Here is a 17,944-nt window from a genome sequence, read left to right as displayed (position 1 = left end):
TTAAATCGCGTTTTACTTGTAAATGTTAAAAAAAGTTAAATTTCTTAGAATGAATTTGTTACCCATTCACTATCTTCAGAGAATATTAACTCATTATCTAACCTATTATTTATTATTTATGAAAAGACTTATACTAAGTTTGTTCGTCTTTTTGTGCGTTGCAGCATCTGCAATTGCTCAAAACCGAACAGTTACTGGTACTGTTACTGCAAGCGATGACAAGTCGCCGATACCAGGCGTAACAGTAAGGGTTCGGGGCGTTAATGCCGGGACCCTCACAGATGCAAACGGTAGATTTTCCGTTAGCATGCCGGCAAATGCCGCGACGCTAGATTTCTCTTATGTAGGCTATGTTACACAATCCAGATCCGTTCCAGCTTCTAACGTTGTGAATGTACAGTTGGTTGCTGATGCACAATCTTTGAATGAGGTTGTGGTAACTGCCCTTGGTGAGAAAAGAGAAAGCAGATCCTTAGGATATGCGGTAACGGAAGTTAAGGGTGAAAACCTGACCGTAGCCAAGAATACGGATATCAGTACTGCCCTTGCAGGTAAAGTTGCCGGTGTTCAGTTGAATGGTTCCCCAAGTTCATCTTTTGACAACGCTAGTATCATCGTTCGTGGTATCAATGGTTTCAGTATCGGCGATCCACTATTCATTGTTGATGGTACGCCGACAACACAGGAGAACGTGAACATGGACAACGTTGAAAGTGTATCTGTACTTAAAGGTGCTGCAGCATCTGCGTTATATGGCCAACGTGCATATAATGGTGTTGTAATCATTACCAGCAAGAAGGGTACAAGACAAGGCGGAACTACAGTTGAATTAAACTCTGGTTTTGCTTTAGAAAAAGTATCCATCCTTCCGGATTATCAAAATGAGTATGCAGGTGGTTATTCTGCAGAGTGGTTAACTTTTGAATATGACCCAGCAGTGCATCCAGCAGAGTATGCGGCATTCAATGGTCAGAAAATTCTGGACTATGCTGCGGATGCGAGTTTTGGTCCAAAGATCGATGGAAGCCTTTACCGCCCATATTATAGCTGGGCTCCTGGACCCGATTTTGGTAAATTAGTGCCTTTAACTGCTCAGCCAGACAACGTTAAGCAGTTCCTGCAAACTGGTGCAAGTTACAACAACACCTTAGCGGTAACTTCCGGTGGAGATACTTACAACTTCAGAATTGGTTATACCAACCAAAGCAGAACGTTAACACAACAAAATGCTAAAAGAAGCAACAACATTGTAAACTTCAATGGTGCGCTTGATATCAGCAAGAGATTAACAGTAACAACCGATTTCCAGTTTTCTAAAGAAGACCGTGTAGGTCAGCCTTATGAAACTTACAGAAATGATGGTTTGAACGTTGTTCAAGGTTTTAACCAATGGTTCCAACGCCAGCTGGACATGAAATACATGGAAGCCAATCAATATGATGCTAATGGAAATCCCACTTCATGGAATATTTTAGGTCCAAATGGTGCAACGCCTGATGATATTAATACACCTCAATATTGGGATAACCCTTATTGGTTGGTGAATAACAGTTTCAGAACCCAACGTAATAACAGGTTGGTTGGTAACGTAGGTGTTAAGTTTGACATTACAGATGACTTGTTTATTCAAGGTTCGGTACGTGGTGATTTAAACAACCAGATCAGCGATGAAAGAATGGCTACTGGTGGTTTGCAATTGGACTACTTCAAACAAAGACAGTTTACAAATAACGAGTTTAACTATGAGTTGAACCTGGTATATAATAAAACTATTGGAGACTTCTCTATTAACGCTTTAGGAGCTGCGAACTTGCGCCATGAAGTAAGAGAAAGCAACAGACTGGAAACGACAAATGGTTTAAGTTTTCCGAACTACTTTAACATCGCTGCTTCTTTAGGTCGTCCGATTACAGAGAACGGCTATTATAACAAAGAGGTAAGAAGTGTTTTTGCAAGAGCTTCATTCGGTTATAAGAACTACTTATACTTAGATGTAACCGGAAGAAATGACTGGTCATCAGTATTTGCACCGGATTTGAACTCATACTTCTACCCTTCAGCTTCCCTATCTTTCATCGCTTCACAATTCTTTCCACAGGGTTTGAAAGAGACTTTCTCTTACTTGAAGCTTCGTGCAGCATATGCAAGAGTTGGATCTGATGTTGACCCTTACCGTGTGAACTTGTTATATAATACAAGTGCAGCATACGGTTCAAATCCAGCTTTGGCAATCGGTAACGAATTTAGGAATGGAAGAATCCGTCCAGCACTAACCGGTTCATTGGAGATCGGTACAGAGATGCGTTTCTTACAGAACAGAATTGGGTTGGATTTCGCTTTCTACAAGAACAATAATAAAAATCAAATCTTATCTATTGCAACAAACGGTGCGACTGGATATACGAGCAATCTGATCAATGCTGGTGATTTGACCAACAAAGGATTTGAATTCAGTATCAACGGTTCACCTGTTCAATCTAAAAATGTAAGCTGGAACTTGACTTTCAACTTCAGTAAATCAAAGACCATCGTAAACAAAATTACGGATGAAGTAAGCAATACAATTTATGATACTTCAACATTCTTTGGTAATACATTAAACCTGAGAGAAGGTGAAGAGTGGGGTTACGTATTAGGTAGCAAATATCTAAGAGATGACGCAGGCAATGTGGTTATTTCTTCAGGTGGTGTTCCAGTATCAAATCCAAACCAATTTATTGGCTACTCTAGACCAGACTATACCGGTGGTGCATTCAGTTCATTAAGAGTGTTTGATTTTGATCTTGCATTCTCATTAGATTTCTCTAAAGGCGGTTTGTTCAATTCAACCACGCGTGCATTTAACCTTGGTAGTGGATTGTCTCAAGAATCTGTTGGTTTAAATGATAAAGGTATTGACTGGAGATTACCTGTTTCTGAAGGTGGTGGTTACAAATTTGTTGGTGTGCTTGCAAATGGTCAACCGAACGAACGTTATGTTGAAGCAAGTACTGCTTTTTATAACGGTTTCCAAAGAGGATCAGGAGAGGAATTCATGATTGATGCTTCTTACTTGAAACTAAGGGAGGTAAGATTGGGTTACAATGTTCCAAAACGTTTGCTTACCAACGGCTTAAAGTTTGTTAAATCTGCAAACTTAGGTGTTGTAGTGGGTAACGCATGGTTAATCTCTGCACCAGGTAAGAAATACGGTGTTGATCCATCAGAAATTGAAGGCTTCTGGGAAGAAGGCGGACAGTTACCATCATCTCGTACTTATGGTTTAAACTTGAGAGTTGGTTTTTAATCGAAAACATATGAAAAATTTAAGAAAATACGGCATATATATACTTACGGTCGCAGTACTATCTGTGGGTTGTAAGAAACTAGAAGATTTTGGGGATACAAACGTTGATCCAACTAAAGTAAGCGCAGCATCTACCAAGGCGTTGCTTACTTACTCCATGCAAAGAACACAGGAGTCGATCGGTGGTGGATTAGGCTTCACTGGCTTAGCCAATGGTGGTCCGGTATTCGCTCAATACTTGTCTGAAGGGCCATACCTGACCTATTCACCATTCAATGATGCAGCTGTTCTAAATCCGAGCTACTATACTGCGTACTCTGAAATCCTGAAGAATTTAAATCAGATTATAATCTTCAATAATGCTTCAGCGAAAGAAGCGGACCTAAATGGTTCTACGAACAATCAGATTGCTGTTGCAAGAATTATGAAAGCAATGGTGTTTTGGAAATTAACAGATCGTTGGGGTGACATTCCTTACTCGGAAGCATTGAACAGCGAGATCAATACCCCGAAGTTTGACAAACAGGAAGATATTTATAAGGATATCTTAAAGGAGCTTACTGAAGCGGCTGCCCAGATCGATGGTGGTGCACCTGTTGTTGGGGACATTATTTTAAATGGTGATATGGAAGGTTGGAAGCGATTTGCTGCGACACAACGTTTACTCATGGCTTTGAGAATGTCTAAAGTTTATCCAAATGCAGGCGGCTTTGCTGCAACGGAATTTAACGCAGCTTTAACTGCAGGACCGATTGCTGCTGGCCAGGATATTACGTATAAGTTCATTGCGGGAGATGCAAACAATCAAAATCCTTGGTTCCGTAACTACACCATTTCCTTAAGGAATGACTATGCAGTTAGTAAGACTCTTGTGGATTACATGACATATTCTGCTGCGAACAAAGATCCAAGACTACCAGTATATGCAGAGGTGTTGAGCAATGGTCAGGTTATCGGTTTGCCATTTGGTAACCAGGTGCAGACAAACATTCCAAATGCATATAGTCGTATTGGTACAAGGTATAGAGCAGAGAATGCACCTGCATATATATTTACTTATGCGCAGGTTGCATTTGCTAAAGCTGAAGCTGCAAAGATTGGCTGGATTCCAGGTGGTGATGCTGCTGCGAAGACAAACTATGATGCTGGTATTGATGCCTCTTTAGCGTTGGCAGGTGTTTCAAATCCTGGATTTAAGAATACCCCGGAAGTTGCGTACGCCCCTGCAAGAGGATTGCAACAAATTGGGTTACAAAGATGGATCGCATTGTATCTAAATGGATGGGAAGCGTGGAGTGAATGGAGAAGAACCGGTTACCCGGCACTTGCTCCCGGACCGAACAGTCAGAATGGAACAAACATTCCTAGACGTGTAGGGTATCCAACCGCTGATGCAAACACGAATTCTGAGAATTACAATGCAGCACTGCAGCAACAAGGTTGGGCAGACAACAGCATTAACAATAGAATGTGGTGGGATAAACAGTAATTTCTGCCATTATTAATAAGAAAAGGGGTTTCCAAGGAATTGGAAACCCCTTTCTGTTGTTGGTCCTTAGATGGTTAGAGATCCAGTAGTTCGGTGCGATTGTGTACGCCTAGTATAAAACTTGGTTTTAGTTCGATTAGGCAAAATAAACGCTCAAAATTCAAGCTTATGGCCTAAAATTTTAGAACTCCTTGCAAAACAGCGTTTAAGGAGGTTCTAACACTTGTGTTTATTAATTGTTTCAGAAATGTTAAAAAAAATGACATTAATTGTTTGGAATTGTTGGCCTTTTGGTATCTTCCGGAATTATTAACTCATTAACTAACCCAAATTTTATTAATTTATGAAAAAACTTATACTAAGTTTGTTCATCTTTTTGTGTGTTGCAGCCTCTGCAATTGCTCAAGAAAGAACAGTTACTGGTACAGTCTCATCAAGGGAGGATAACCTTCCTATCCCGGGCGTGTCAGTACGAGTAAAAGAGGTATCCGGAGTAGGTACCCAGACTTCAGCAGAAGGTAGGTTCTCTTTAAAAGTTCCTGCATCGGCAAAAACACTTGTATTTACCTATTTAGGTTTCTCAAATCAGGAAGTGCCAATTACCTCAGGTAATATGCGTGTTTCTCTAGATCCAGATGCAACTTCATTAACGGAGGTTGTAATTACAGCGGGTGGTCTTTCTACCACCAGAGCGCAACTTGGTACTGCAACCACAACTATTAAAGCGCAACAACTTACCCAGGCGAAACAAACTAACGTTGCTTCTGCATTAACAGGTAAAGTTGCAGGTTTGCAGTTGAACACAATTAGTAGTGGTGTTAACCCAAGCTACCGTTTGGTACTACGTGGTAACCGTTCCCTATTAGGTAACAACCAGGCTTTAGTTGTAGTAGATAACGTTATCGTTCCAAGCAGTATTTTAGGAAACTTAAACCCTGAAGATATCGAAGATCTACAAGTATTGAACGGTGGTGGTGCTGCTGCACTTTACGGTTCTGAGGCTTCTAACGGTGCGTTAATCATTACCACTAAAAAAGGTAAAAAAGGTGCTCCAGTGATTAGAGTTGGTCAGACTGTTAACGCAGAGCAAGTAAGTTACTACCCTAAATTACAAACAAGATTCGGTTCAGGAGCTGACAACGATGTTCAGATCTATACTGCGCACGAAAATCAACAGTACGGACCTGCATTTGATGGTTCAATGGTTGAAATTGGTGACGTTCTTGAAGACGGATCAATCCAGACTATTCCTTACAGCCCGAACAATTCAAGAAAAGAATTCTGGAACACTGGTCTTACCAGCCAAACAGACTTTACTTTATCTACTGCTGATGACATTAGCTCATACTATGTTTCTGCACAATACGTAGATACTAAAGGAACAACACCAAGTGATAAATACAACCGTTTCTCTCTTCGTTTAAACGGTACAAGAGCATTCACTAAAAAGTTTGATGCAAGTTACTCTGTGAACTATATCCAAAACAGATATGATATCACCACTGCAACTTCTTCAATGTATGACCAGATTCTGCAAACTGCTGCTCACATTCCATTGACAGCTTACCAGGATTGGGAGAATGATAAATTCGCGAATCCTAACGGTTACTACAATGCATACTATGCTAACCCTTACTTCACAATTGATAACAGCAGACAAAATACTAGAAATGATTATTTAACTGGTAACGTTGACTTCAAATTTAAAGCAACAGATTGGTTAAGCTTCTTGTATCGTGCAAACATCAATACTTCAAACTCTTCTAACAAAACCCGTGTAAACAAATTTGTACTTTCAGCTTATACAAAGAGCTTAGGTTTGTCATCTTTGAAAAACAACGATATCCCGGGTAGCGTTTCAGATGGTGAAGATTATGCAACACAATTATTCTCTGAGTTCCAGGCGAACATCAAAAAGGAGTTGGTTAAAGATGTAAGATTAGACCTTACTTTAGGAACAAGCTTAAGAAACAATACCGCAAAGAACGTAGGTGTTGCTGCTTCAGGCTTAACATTTGCAGGTTTATATAACGTTGCTCACCGTTTAGCGGCTAACGTAACGGGTTCTGAGAGCAACTCAACTGTTCGTCAGCAAGGTGTATACGGAGATTTAAGGTTAGGTTACAAAGATTATTTGTACTTACACGCTTCTGGTCGTAACGATTGGTTCTCTACGCTACCAATTGCAAGCAGATCAATTTTCTATCCATCAGTAGATGCTTCCTTCATCGTAACAAACGCGGTTGAAGCATTGAAAAACAACAATGTTTTAAATACCTTGAAATTACGTGCAGGTTATTCAACCGTAGGTAACGTAAACTTAGGTGCTTACTCTCTATTGACTACTTTCGGTCAATCAGGTGGTTACCCATACAACAACAACCCTGGTTATGCGATCAGCAGCACCATTTACAATCCAAACTTGAAACCAGAGAAAACCAACGGATTTGAAGGTGGTTTTGACGCAGAATTATGGAACAACCGTATTACTGCAAGTGTAACTTACTTTAACACCAGAACAGTTGATCAAATTGTTCCAGTTAACATTTCAGCTGCATCTGGCTTCTCAACTTACTACACCAATACAGGTGAAGTAACCAACGAAGGTTTAGAGAATACTTTAAACATTGTTGCTTTCAGAAACAGAAACTGGGAAATCAACGTAGGTGGTAACTATACTTTTAACACCAACAAAGTTGTTTCAATCAGTAATGACATTAGCCGTTTAGCTTTATCAAGTGGTGGTACTGCACAAACCTATGCGCAAGCGGGTATGCTTTATCCAGTATTGCTTGGTAGTGCTTTCCAAAGAGATCCAGAAGGACGTATTATTGTTGACGCACGTACAGGATATCCAAGTGCTACACAATCTATCCAATACTTAGGTAATACCAGCCCTAAACACATCTTAGGTTTGAATACCTCAGTTAACTTCAAAGGTCTTCGTTTAGCTGCAGTAGCAGAATACAGAGGTGGCTATGCAATCTTCAACTCTGGTGCTGAAGGATTCGAATTCTCTGGTTCTGGAGAAAGAACAGTAATGTACAACAGAGAGCGTTTTGTTGTGCCAAACTCTTCTTACTTAGATCCAGCTACAAACACTTACGTTGCGAACACAAACATTACCGTTAGAGATGGTGGTGCTGGTTTCTGGTCTCAATCTTCTCCAAACCGTGCAATTGCGGAAAACTATGTTACCAATGGTGCATACTGGAAGATCAGAGAGATTAGCTTATCTTACCAACTGCCTGCACGATTGTTAGGTGATCTTAAATATGTAAAAGGTGTTAACATTAGTGCGCAAGGCAGAAACTTGTTCCTATTCGTACCGAAAGAAAACTTATATACCGACCCTGACTATACATTAGGAAACAACGCGATCGGTATTAACACATTAAGCCAAACGCCTCCAACCCGTTTCTTCGGAGGTACAGTAACATTAACATTTTAATAACCTATAAAATGAGAAATATTTTAAAAGTAGCTGTTCTGGGCGCTTTAGTTATTGCAAGCTCGTCTTGTAAGAAGTACCTGGACGTTAACGAAAATCCAAATAACCCGACATCTTCTACACCAAATATTGTATTACCTCAAGCTATCCTATTAACTGCTAACTCTACAACCGCTTTTGATGATTTCGGTGGATGGGTTGCAGGTTACAAAGCGAATGCTGGTGGTTACGGTGGATTTGGTACAGAGTGGACTTACCAATACACTACTGCTAACTATACAGGCATGTGGTCTGGGGCATTCAACGCCATCAACCAAGCTAACTTTGTACTTAGCAATACATCTTCTGACGGTCCATTGAAGTATTACAATGCAATGGCTCGTATCATGAAGGACTACAACTATCAACGTTTGGTTGACCAATACGGAGATGTACCTTACAGTGATGCTGGTCAGGGTATTGCTAAACTAAGCCCTAAATACGATAAGTATGATGCGGTTTACAAAGCAGTATATGCAGATTTAGATTCTGCAATTGCAATCTTAAATTCACCAGCTGAAACCAACGTAACGGTTAACGTTACTGACGGTCAGGATCCACTTTACGGTGGTAGTACTGCTGCTGGTAAAACCAAATGGGTTCAATTGGCAAATACCATCAAATTAAAGATGTTGGTACGTGCTAGAAAAGCAACAGAATTAGCTTCTTGGGTAACTACAGCTAAAGCAACTTTGCCAACAACTTCAGCTGGATACCTTACAGATGATGCAATTGTAAACCCTGGTTTCAATGCGAATACAGCTTCTCAGTTCAATCCAAAATGGAGTACAAATGCCTGGGATGTGAACGGTACTGCTTCTGGTACTGGTTTATCAAGAATGCCAACACCTTGGATCTTATCTTTTTATAATGGTGTTAAACTTACCGACCTGGATAGAGGAAAAGCTTCTTACGCTAGTTTTGGCGCAAATGTGACGCAAACAATCGGTTTAACAACCATCACTTTTGTAGGTCCAGCAACAAACCAATTGGGTTATGATGTTGATCCGGTTAAAAGATCAGTAAGCGGTTCATACTGGTACAGCGGTCTGCAAATTCCAGCTGCAACCCGTGTAACTGGTACAAACGCGAACAAAAACCAAAACAACGTTGGTATCTTGAAAAGTGCTACAATGGGGCAGGTACTTATGTTAGCTGCTGAGTCATATCTGTTACAAGCAGAGGCTTCTATGCCATCTGTAAACCTCGTACCGGGTGCAACGAAGTCACTTTTCGAAAGCGGTATTACTGCTTCGATAACTTACTTGTACAAAAACTCTGCTAACAGTTACATCAATCCTACACCTGCGGCAACGTTAAAGGATACTTATGTAGCAGCGAATAATACCAATTATTTAGCGAACTTTGATCTGGCAACTACTGATGAGCAGAAGTTAGAAGCAATCATTACGCAAAAGTACATTGCAGTAAACTTTATCAACAGTGAGGAAGGTTACAATGAGTTCAGAAGAACAGGTTATCCTAGAATTGTTCAGGGTTCTACTGTAGCAACTGAAACTTTTGCATCGTTGAAAGCGCCAAATGATTTACCTGCACGTGTGCTTTATCCAGCAACAGAATTCCAGGTTAACGCGGAGAACGTTCCTACAGACGTTACAACAAAAACTAAATTGTTCTACGCTAAATAGGTAATAGAAAATGAAAAAAATGAAAAAAATCTCAAACATACTTCTGCTTGCGCTTGTCGCAACAGGTCTTTCATCTTGTTTGAAAGATAAATATAATGCCCTAGGCCCTGACAACAGTCCAAGTGTAGTTGAATTCAAAAACCCGGGTACCATATCATCTGTATCTCCAGCTGGCGCATTGTACTCTATGTATCCACAATCTTTCCCAGCTCAGGCTAGCGTTGATGCGACCTATACGGTTCAATTAACAGGCCCTAACCCTGCTGGTCAGGACATCACGGTTACCGTTGGTGTGGATACTGCTGCAGTACGTAAGTTCAATGCAGATCAGCGTATCAAGAACCCTACTTTCGTAGGTTACGATTTGCCAGATGCAAGTACTTACACATTTCCACAGACTTCATACGTGATTAAAGCGGGTCAGAGAAGTGTAGACATCGTTGTTTCTTACAAATCTGACAAGTTCGATTTTAAGAAAAAGTATGCGTTTCCTTTAGCAATCACTTCAACTAGCGCAGCTACTGTAAGTGGTAACTTTGGAACCATCCTGATCAACCTTAGTGCGAAAAATGCTTGGGACGGGGTTTATAACTACAAAACCAGTGCAACAACTGCATTAAGACCAAACTTGAACGAAACTGCAAGATTGGTTACCAGCGGTGCGAATACAGTAACTACACCATTGGTTAATTACTACACTGCGGCGGCGAATGAGTTGACTTACGAAATCGACCCAGCAACCAACAAAGTGAAAGTATTGAATGGCGGTATTGGTGATCCAGTTGTAGATCCTTCTAGTAACTGGGATCCAGTTAAGAAGATTCTCTATGTAAAATGGAGTGCTGGTTCACGTTCATTTGAAGAGACTTACACCTACACAGGTCCAAGATAATCTTCAGTAACTTTAATGAAAGAGCCACCCGATAAGGTGGCTCTTTTTATGTAATGAACAATTTTTGTTCAATCCTTTTTTTAAATTAGTGTTCTTAGCATGTAAACCACATCAACATGAAATATCTGTTTTTAACTCTTTCACTGTGTTTCAGCGTCGCAACGCAGGCCCAAAACATACGCGAACAAAGTGTAGACCTCAATGATGGCTCCAAGCTTACCTATCAAATTTTAAATGGTTCAAAAAATGGCTTGTTTTCCGTTAAGAACGACGGCGTGACGCTACTACGTGGGAACTATGTAAACGGTAAGCGCGTGGGTAACTGGTATTTCTTCAATCCAGATAACAGTTTGTATATGCGCTATAACTATGACCAGCGCAAGTTGCTGTTTGTGGATGATAAGGTGCTTACGGTAGCCAACATCCGTGTGCTTTCTGATGATGCAGAAGTAAAAAACAAAGCTTCTATTGCTTTGCCTATTGCTTCTTTATCCCAATATTATTCGATGGCTTTAGAAGCGGCGAAGAAAGCTATTCCAGAGGCGCTGCAAGTTCCAGGTAACCCAATTCAAGCCGTGCTTGTTGCGAGCGTTGATCCTACGGGAAATGCAACCTACTCTGTGAACTTCAGTTCTAAAGGTGCGTCAGAAAAAGTGGCGTTCTCCATTGACAATCCGGAGTTTCAGGTAGAATGGATCCCATCCATGCTCAATGGAAAAGGGTACCCTGCCGAGTTCTCCATCGAAACAACCCTGAGTTATGAAAAAAATCAGGATGAAGTGAAGCGTTTTTACTGGCATAAATAGTAAAAAGTGCTCCTGAAGAAAAGAATATTTTAAGTATAAGTTTATAAAAGCGGCACATTGCCGCTTTTTGTTTTTAAACGCCCCATTTGCTTCAATTTAGCTGTTTTGGGCTGTAAAAAAGTGTATATTGGACTATCTATCAATCAATTTACGTTATGAAAAAACTACTACTAAGCATGTTTCTGCTGCTGCTTACCAGCCTCTATGGTATGGCACAGACCAGAACAGTCACAGGAACAGTTACCGGCCAGGATGATGGGCAACCGTTGCCTGGGGTAAGTGTACGGGTGCGGGGTGCGAACCTTGGAACCCAAACCAACTCGGACGGCAAGTTCAGTATTGCCGTACCTTCCGCATCGAGTGTGCTCGATTTCTCTTACATCGGCTATGCCACAAAGAGTGTCCCAGCAACTTCTACCGTGATGAACATTGTCCTGTCCGGTGATGCACAAGCGCTGACAGAAGTTATCGTTACCGGTTACGGTACAACCACCCGGGCCAGACAAACAGGTTCTGTGGGTACGGTTGCTGCGAAAGACATTGAAGCCACGCCATTCACATCTGTAGATAAAGCGCTTCAAGGTCGTGTAACCGGACTTCAATCGACCGGCGCATCAGGCCAGCCAGGTGCGATGCAGCAGATCAGGATTCGTGGTCTGGGGTCAATTTCAGGTTCTTCTGAGCCATTATTCGTAATCGATGGTATTCCGGTTAACTCGGGCGACTTATCCCGTAATACAACCTCTGCAAACGCATTGGCAGGTATTAACCCGAATGACATTGAAAGCTTAACAGTACTAAAAGATGCTTCTTCAACCGCTATCTATGGTTCCAGGGGTTCAAACGGTGTAGTTTTAATTACCACCAAATCTGGTAAAGCCGGGAAAACGAAAGTTCGTGTTGATGCAGAATATGGTGTGGTTAAACCAGGTGTTTTCAACGACGCAACGCGCCCATTAACTACGGAAGAGAACATCCTGATTATCGGAGAATCGCTATTAAACAACCCTTCTTATGTAAGCCAGTATGGACTTACCGCAGCAAACATCAGAGAATTCGTTATCGGTGAAGATGGCTTCGGCATCAATCCTGATGTAAACACGAACTGGTATGATGAAGTGACCCGAACAGGTGCACAACAGCAGTACAACCTTTCCATCGACGGTGGTAATGAGAAAACGCAATTCCACATTGGTGGTGGTTACTTCACACAGGAAGCAACGGTGCCACGTTCTGCATTCAAGCGTTATTCAGGGAATCTGAACCTGAAGCACAGCTTAACAGACAAGCTTTCTATCGGAACCAACATCTTACTTTCCAGCACGAATACTAAAGGCTTAGCAAACGCTGGTGCATTCGCCAACCCAGTTTTGGGCTCCTTGTTCTTAATGCCAGATTTAGCAGCCCGCAATGCGGATGGTAGCTTAAACATGAGCGGAGCACTTGCGCCAGGCGCAGGCCTTTACAACCCACTGGCGATCCTGGAAATGGATAAGCAAAATAACAATACGCAGAAAGCGATCACTTCCGTGTTTGCTGAATACAAGTTATTGCCAAACCTGAAATTCTCTTCAAAGTACGGTATTGACTATAACAACCTTGAAGAGGATAGCTACAACAACCCTTCCTACGGTGACGGACGAAATGTTGGTGGTAGAACTTACCGCGATTACACCAGGTATTTCAACTGGGTATGGACAAACTTAGTTGACTACCGTTGGGATATCACTAAGGATGATAAGCTAGTTGCAAACATTAAAGCAGGTTACGAGGCACAACGTTCACAAAACTACAACTCTTCTGTTGCAGCGTACAATGTTCCTTTGAACACGAACTTTAATGTACCTAGTGTGGGTGCAACGCCAATTACTTCTGGTGGTAACCAGGATGGGTATAGCTTCGCATCGCTACTAGCTATCGGAGATATCTCTTACCAGAACAAATATGTGTTGTCTGGAAGTTTCCGTAGAGATGGTTCATCCCGTTTCGGATCTGAAAAACAATATGGTAATTTCTGGTCATTAGGTGGAAGCTGGAATGCTGACCGTGAGGAGTACATCAGCGACATCCAATGGATCAGCCAATTGAAAGTACGTGCTTCCTACGGTGTGAATGGTAACGCCAACATCGGTAACAATGCCTGGAGAAACCTTTATGGCTATACCAGAACCGGATATAACTTTGTGTACAATGGTGCAATTGGTAGCGGTCCGAGCCAGTATGGTGTGAATACCTTAACCTGGGAGAAGACAAACAGCTATGACATCGGTGTGGATTTCGGTTTATTCGATAACCGCTTAACATCTACCATCGAGTACTATCGCCGACAGTCTGACGATCTATTGTTGTCAGTGCCGGTATCTTATACCACAGGTTTCCCAAGTTATGTAAACAACTTCGGGGGAATGGAAAACAAAGGATGGGAGTTCTCATTAGCAGGAACACCGATTCGTACGGAAGATTTCCAGTGGACCTTAAACTTCAACATTTCGTTAAATAAAAACAAGATTACAAATCTTGTGATCGACAAATCAGTAGCAAACCCTTTCATCCGCCAGGTTGGTGAAAACTACCAGAGCTACTATCTACCGCAATATGCTGGTGTAAACACCGATACTGGTTTGCCACAGTGGTATAAGGATGCGAGCAGAACGGAAGTTGTAACCAGTTATAATCAGGCGCAACGTGTGTTGTTAGACAAAACTGCTGCACCTAAAGCGTTCGGTAGCTTCGGTACTACGTTGAACTACAAAGGCATTGGCTTAGACGCGATGTTCTACTATAACTTTGGTAACTACATCTATAATGGCTTCTACCAGTACCAAAACAGTGGTGGTGCTTATGTAGGCTCTTACAACCAGAGTGCGAACGAGTTAAACAGATGGCAGAATCCAGGAGATGTTACCGACGTACCTAAATTGGTATATGGTGGAACAAACTCTTTTGCAGCTTCAGACCGCTTGTTAAACAAGGGCGATTTTATCCGTCTTCGCGATGTGACTTTAAGCTACAGTTTACCAAAGACCATTTTAGACAGAGCAAAGGTTGGTAGCATCAGGGTTTATGCAAGAGGATCTAACATCTGGACATGGGTGAAGGATGACAAGTTAGCGTTTGACCCTGAAGCGGGTGGAACGAATGGAACGAACAACTTTGAGTTGTTTATCCCGAAAACAATAACTTTTGGAGTGAACGTAGGATTTTAATTTAAGCTAAAATGAAAAGAAATTTCAAATACATCATATATAGTGGATTGGTGTTTGGGACTTTGCTAAGCGCTTGTAGCAAGGACTTCCTGGACCAACCACCTTATACCTCTGTAGATGCGACAACAGCATTAGCCACAGACGCAGACATTCTGACTGCACTTAACGGTACTTATGCCGGCATGCGAAACACCAACCTATATGGCCGTTCATTGCCGCTGCTTGGCGATTTGCAGGCAGACAACGTGTTTATTTCAACCAGAAACTCTGGTCGTTTCACTGGACACAACCTGAACAACTTCGTCGTGAATAATGCGGATGTTCTGGGCATCTGGGAGAATGCTTACCGGGTAATTTTAAGGGCGAACAACATCATCAATGCAAAACCAACCATTACCAGTCAGGCAAACGTAAATCAGTATCAGGGTGAGGCCTATGCAATCCGTGCGCTCATGTACTTCGAGCTGGTGAAGACATTTTCAAGGCCATACACGGAGAATCCTGCCGGACTAGGTGTTCCACTGGTGCTCGACTTCAATATTGAAGGAAAACCAGCGAGAGCGACCGTAGAGGAAACCTACGCGCAGATCCTTGCTGATCTTGACAAGGCTTATGAGTTAATGACGCTAAAGCCTACAACAGCTAGATTAAACAAATATGCTGCGCGCGGCCTTGCCGCAAAGGTGAACTTGTTTAAAGGCACACCTGCCAGCAACCAGCTGGCTTATGACCAAGCAGTAGAGGTCATCACCAGTTCCAACACTTCATTGCTGACCAGAACCAACTACGCGACCTATTGGTCTTCAAGCATTGCGCAAACTGCTGCAGCAAGCAATGAAACCTTATTCGAAGTGGTATCTGACCAGATTGACAACGCCGGCTTTGATGAGCTTGCCTATTTCTACGGGCAGCAGGGTTATGGTGACGCGCTGGCAAATCCATTACTGTATGCTGCTTACGCAGACACGGATATCCGTAAGAGCCTGATTCAGGTTACAGCAAGAACCCGTGCAGAGAATCCTGCGTATGTGGTTCGTAAATACCCTGATCTTGTGAACTACGGCACTAAGAAGGTGCTTCGTTTATCAGATGTTTATCTGATCGCTGCGGAGGCCGCTTATAACCTGGGCCGTACCGCTGAAGCGACGACTTACCTGCAAACTTTGGTTGCGCAACGTGACCCAGCTGCAACGGTAAATGAAACTGGCCCTGCTTTATTCGAGCGGATCATAACGGAAAGAAGAAAAGAACTTGCCTTTGAGGGTGACCGTTTCCATACTTTAAACCGTTTGAAGCGTGACATCACCGATCGTGGTGGAAGTGTGAAAAACATACCTTATACCGATTTCCGCAGGGTTGCTCCAATCCCACTTTCTGAGTTAGACAGAAACCCAATCACCCAGAACCCAGGCTGGCAATAAGCTGGTTTAATTCTGCTCAATATTCACTTACAAGGACCAGGTTCATCGTTGAACTGGTCCTTGTTTCAATTTGCAATAATCATGAAAAGTTTAATTACCATCTTTTTCCTGTTGTTCATCAGTCAAGTTAGCAGGAGCCAAAACCAGACTTATCTCAAAGAAGCAAACGGTCGCCCAATATTAGGGAGTGTAAAATCTGACGTAATCGGTAGTCCATTGCTGTTTAAGCACTTTAAGGTAGGCGTTGTCCAGCTGAAGAATGGAAAAAGCATTAAGGACGTTCCCTTAAACTTTGATTTGATTTCCAACACACCTCTTTTTGGCAAGGCTGGTAGTCCACCATTGGCCTTTATAGATCCGGTTGCCGCCTTTTCAGTGCAGGATACATCAAGTAATGGTGTAACGACAGTTCAGTATATATTTCTGGATAATGACGTGACACCATCCTGTTATAAGGTGCTTTCTACCGGCAAACTTACGTTGATGAAGAAGTTATGGAAGATTGTGTGGGAGGATAAACCCTACAATTCCGCAACCATCACGAAGAATGTACTCGAGAAAGCCGCTTATTACCTGCAGGATCCAAGTTCTAAAAAGCTAACCCAATTGAAGCCCTCTAAAAAGAATGTACTTGCTGTGATGGCTGACAAATCCACGGAAGTTCAGCAATACTTAAAAAACAACAGCGTAAACTTTGATGAAGATCAGGATCTAATGGCATTGTTCACTTTCTACAATGGATTGTAAGTCGCCTGAGTGTTGCAGCAGGTTTAAACCTGCGTTAATACCACTTGATTTGTAGCAACATCTAATTTCACCTGTTTGCCAAGTGTCAGTGCTTTGTTGTCGTTTATGTGCCCTGTGGGGAAGTTAAAACATACCGGGTAATTATATTCCTTTACCAGATCATAGATGATCTCTTCCGGGCTTTGGCCGAATGGCACTGCTTCTTCCTCAATTTCGTTAAGTGCGCCTACGATCAAGCCCTTTAGTTTGGCAAGCTTTCCGCTGCGCTTCAGCATCCGCATCATGCGGTCTATGGAATATTCCTGCTCAGCTACATCTTCCAAAAACAGGATTTTATCTGTATAATCCATCTCCGAAACGGAGCCACTCAGCATGACAAGTATCATGAGGTTGCCTCCGATGAGCACGCCTTCCGCTTTGCCGGGTATGTTCGGCTGTGCGCTATTGTAGGTATAAGTTAAGGGTTCACCAAATAAGGACGTCCTTAGTGATTCGAGGGAATCGGGCGTAGCGTCAGGGAAGGTGTATGGCATCTGCGCGTGGATGCTCATGGTGTTTTCCGCCGCCAGCAGGTGCGATAGTAGTACGGTGATGTCACTGAAGCCCACAATCCACTTTGGGCTTGCAGAAAATGCGGTGAAATCCAACATATCTATGATCCGGATGGTCCCGTATCCACCCCGTGCAGCAATAATTGCTTTTATTTCCGGATCGTCGAGGTACTGCTGCAAATCAGCCGCGCGCAGCTCGTCATTGCCTGCAAACTGATGTGCCGTGGCATAGACCCCTTTTCCTGTTACGACTTCAAGTCCCCAGCTTTCTAGAATCTTTATGCCCTCATCGATCTTCCGGGGCAGGAATTTCGCTGGACTTACTATTGCAATCTTGTCACCTTTTTTTAAATATGGCGGCTGTTTAATCATTGGTAAAACACTTATCTTTGACAAATTAATAAAAA

The 17,944-nt window shown here is 42.2% G+C and carries 10 protein-coding genes; 9 read left to right on the top strand and 1 reads right to left on the bottom strand.

The genetic code is table 11. The features are described 5' to 3' along the window. Positions 1–118: 118 nt before the first annotated feature. The 9 genes from IEW69_RS03200 to IEW69_RS03160 all read left to right on the top strand — a co-directional run bounded on the left by IEW69_RS03200 (position 119) and on the right by IEW69_RS03160 (position 16,986). Positions 119–3,286: a SusC/RagA family TonB-linked outer membrane protein gene (locus IEW69_RS03200; RefSeq protein ID WP_188625386.1), complete on the top strand. Its 3,168-nt coding sequence runs from the start codon at positions 119–121 to the stop codon at positions 3,284–3,286. Between the two features lie 10 nt (positions 3,287–3,296). Continuing rightward, a complete protein-coding gene (locus IEW69_RS03195) occupies positions 3,297–4,775 on the top strand; it encodes a SusD/RagB family nutrient-binding outer membrane lipoprotein (RefSeq protein WP_188625385.1) in 1,479 nt (492 codons plus the stop codon). 343 nt (positions 4,776–5,118) lie between these two features. Then, positions 5,119–8,226: a SusC/RagA family TonB-linked outer membrane protein gene (locus IEW69_RS03190; RefSeq protein ID WP_188625384.1), complete on the top strand. Its 3,108-nt coding sequence runs from the start codon at positions 5,119–5,121 to the stop codon at positions 8,224–8,226. An 11-nt stretch (positions 8,227–8,237) separates the two neighbouring features. Continuing rightward, entirely contained in the window at positions 8,238–9,914 is a 1,677-nt protein-coding gene (locus tag IEW69_RS03185; RefSeq protein WP_188625383.1) for a SusD/RagB family nutrient-binding outer membrane lipoprotein, read from the top strand. Positions 9,915–9,933: 19 nt separating this feature from the next. Next, positions 9,934–10,806 carry a DUF1735 domain-containing protein gene (locus tag IEW69_RS03180; protein WP_188625382.1) on the top strand — a complete coding sequence of 291 codons (873 nt, stop codon included), beginning with the start codon at positions 9,934–9,936 and terminating at the stop codon, positions 10,804–10,806. A gap of 116 nt (positions 10,807–10,922) precedes the next feature. Beyond that, positions 10,923–11,612 (top strand): toxin-antitoxin system YwqK family antitoxin, encoded by a 690-nt coding sequence (locus IEW69_RS03175; protein WP_188625381.1) that lies wholly within the window; start codon positions 10,923–10,925, stop codon positions 11,610–11,612. A gap of 155 nt (positions 11,613–11,767) precedes the next feature. Further along, positions 11,768–14,818, top strand: coding sequence for a SusC/RagA family TonB-linked outer membrane protein (locus tag IEW69_RS03170; RefSeq protein WP_188625380.1), 3,051 nt, complete (start codon positions 11,768–11,770; stop codon positions 14,816–14,818). 11 nt (positions 14,819–14,829) lie between these two features. Next, on the top strand, positions 14,830–16,239 hold the full coding sequence (locus tag IEW69_RS03165; RefSeq protein WP_188625379.1) for a RagB/SusD family nutrient uptake outer membrane protein: 1,410 nt from the start codon (positions 14,830–14,832) through the stop codon (positions 16,237–16,239). 81 nt (positions 16,240–16,320) lie between these two features. Then, on the top strand, positions 16,321–16,986 hold the full coding sequence (locus IEW69_RS03160; RefSeq protein WP_188625378.1) for a hypothetical protein: 666 nt from the start codon (positions 16,321–16,323) through the stop codon (positions 16,984–16,986). Positions 16,987–17,009: 23 nt separating this feature from the next. Here the strand turns inward: IEW69_RS03160 and IEW69_RS03155 are convergent, their stop codons facing one another. Beyond that, a complete protein-coding gene (locus IEW69_RS03155; protein ID WP_188625377.1) occupies positions 17,010–17,909 on the bottom strand; it encodes a S66 peptidase family protein in 900 nt (299 codons plus the stop codon). Positions 17,910–17,944: the final 35 nt, after the last annotated feature.

Origin of the sequence: Pedobacter quisquiliarum (assembly GCF_014642175.1) — a bacterium.
Lineage (GTDB): Bacteria > Bacteroidota > Bacteroidia > Sphingobacteriales > Sphingobacteriaceae > Pedobacter > Pedobacter quisquiliarum.
The sequence above is the reverse complement of the archived record's forward strand: the minus strand, read 5'-3'. Positions and strand labels throughout refer to the sequence as shown.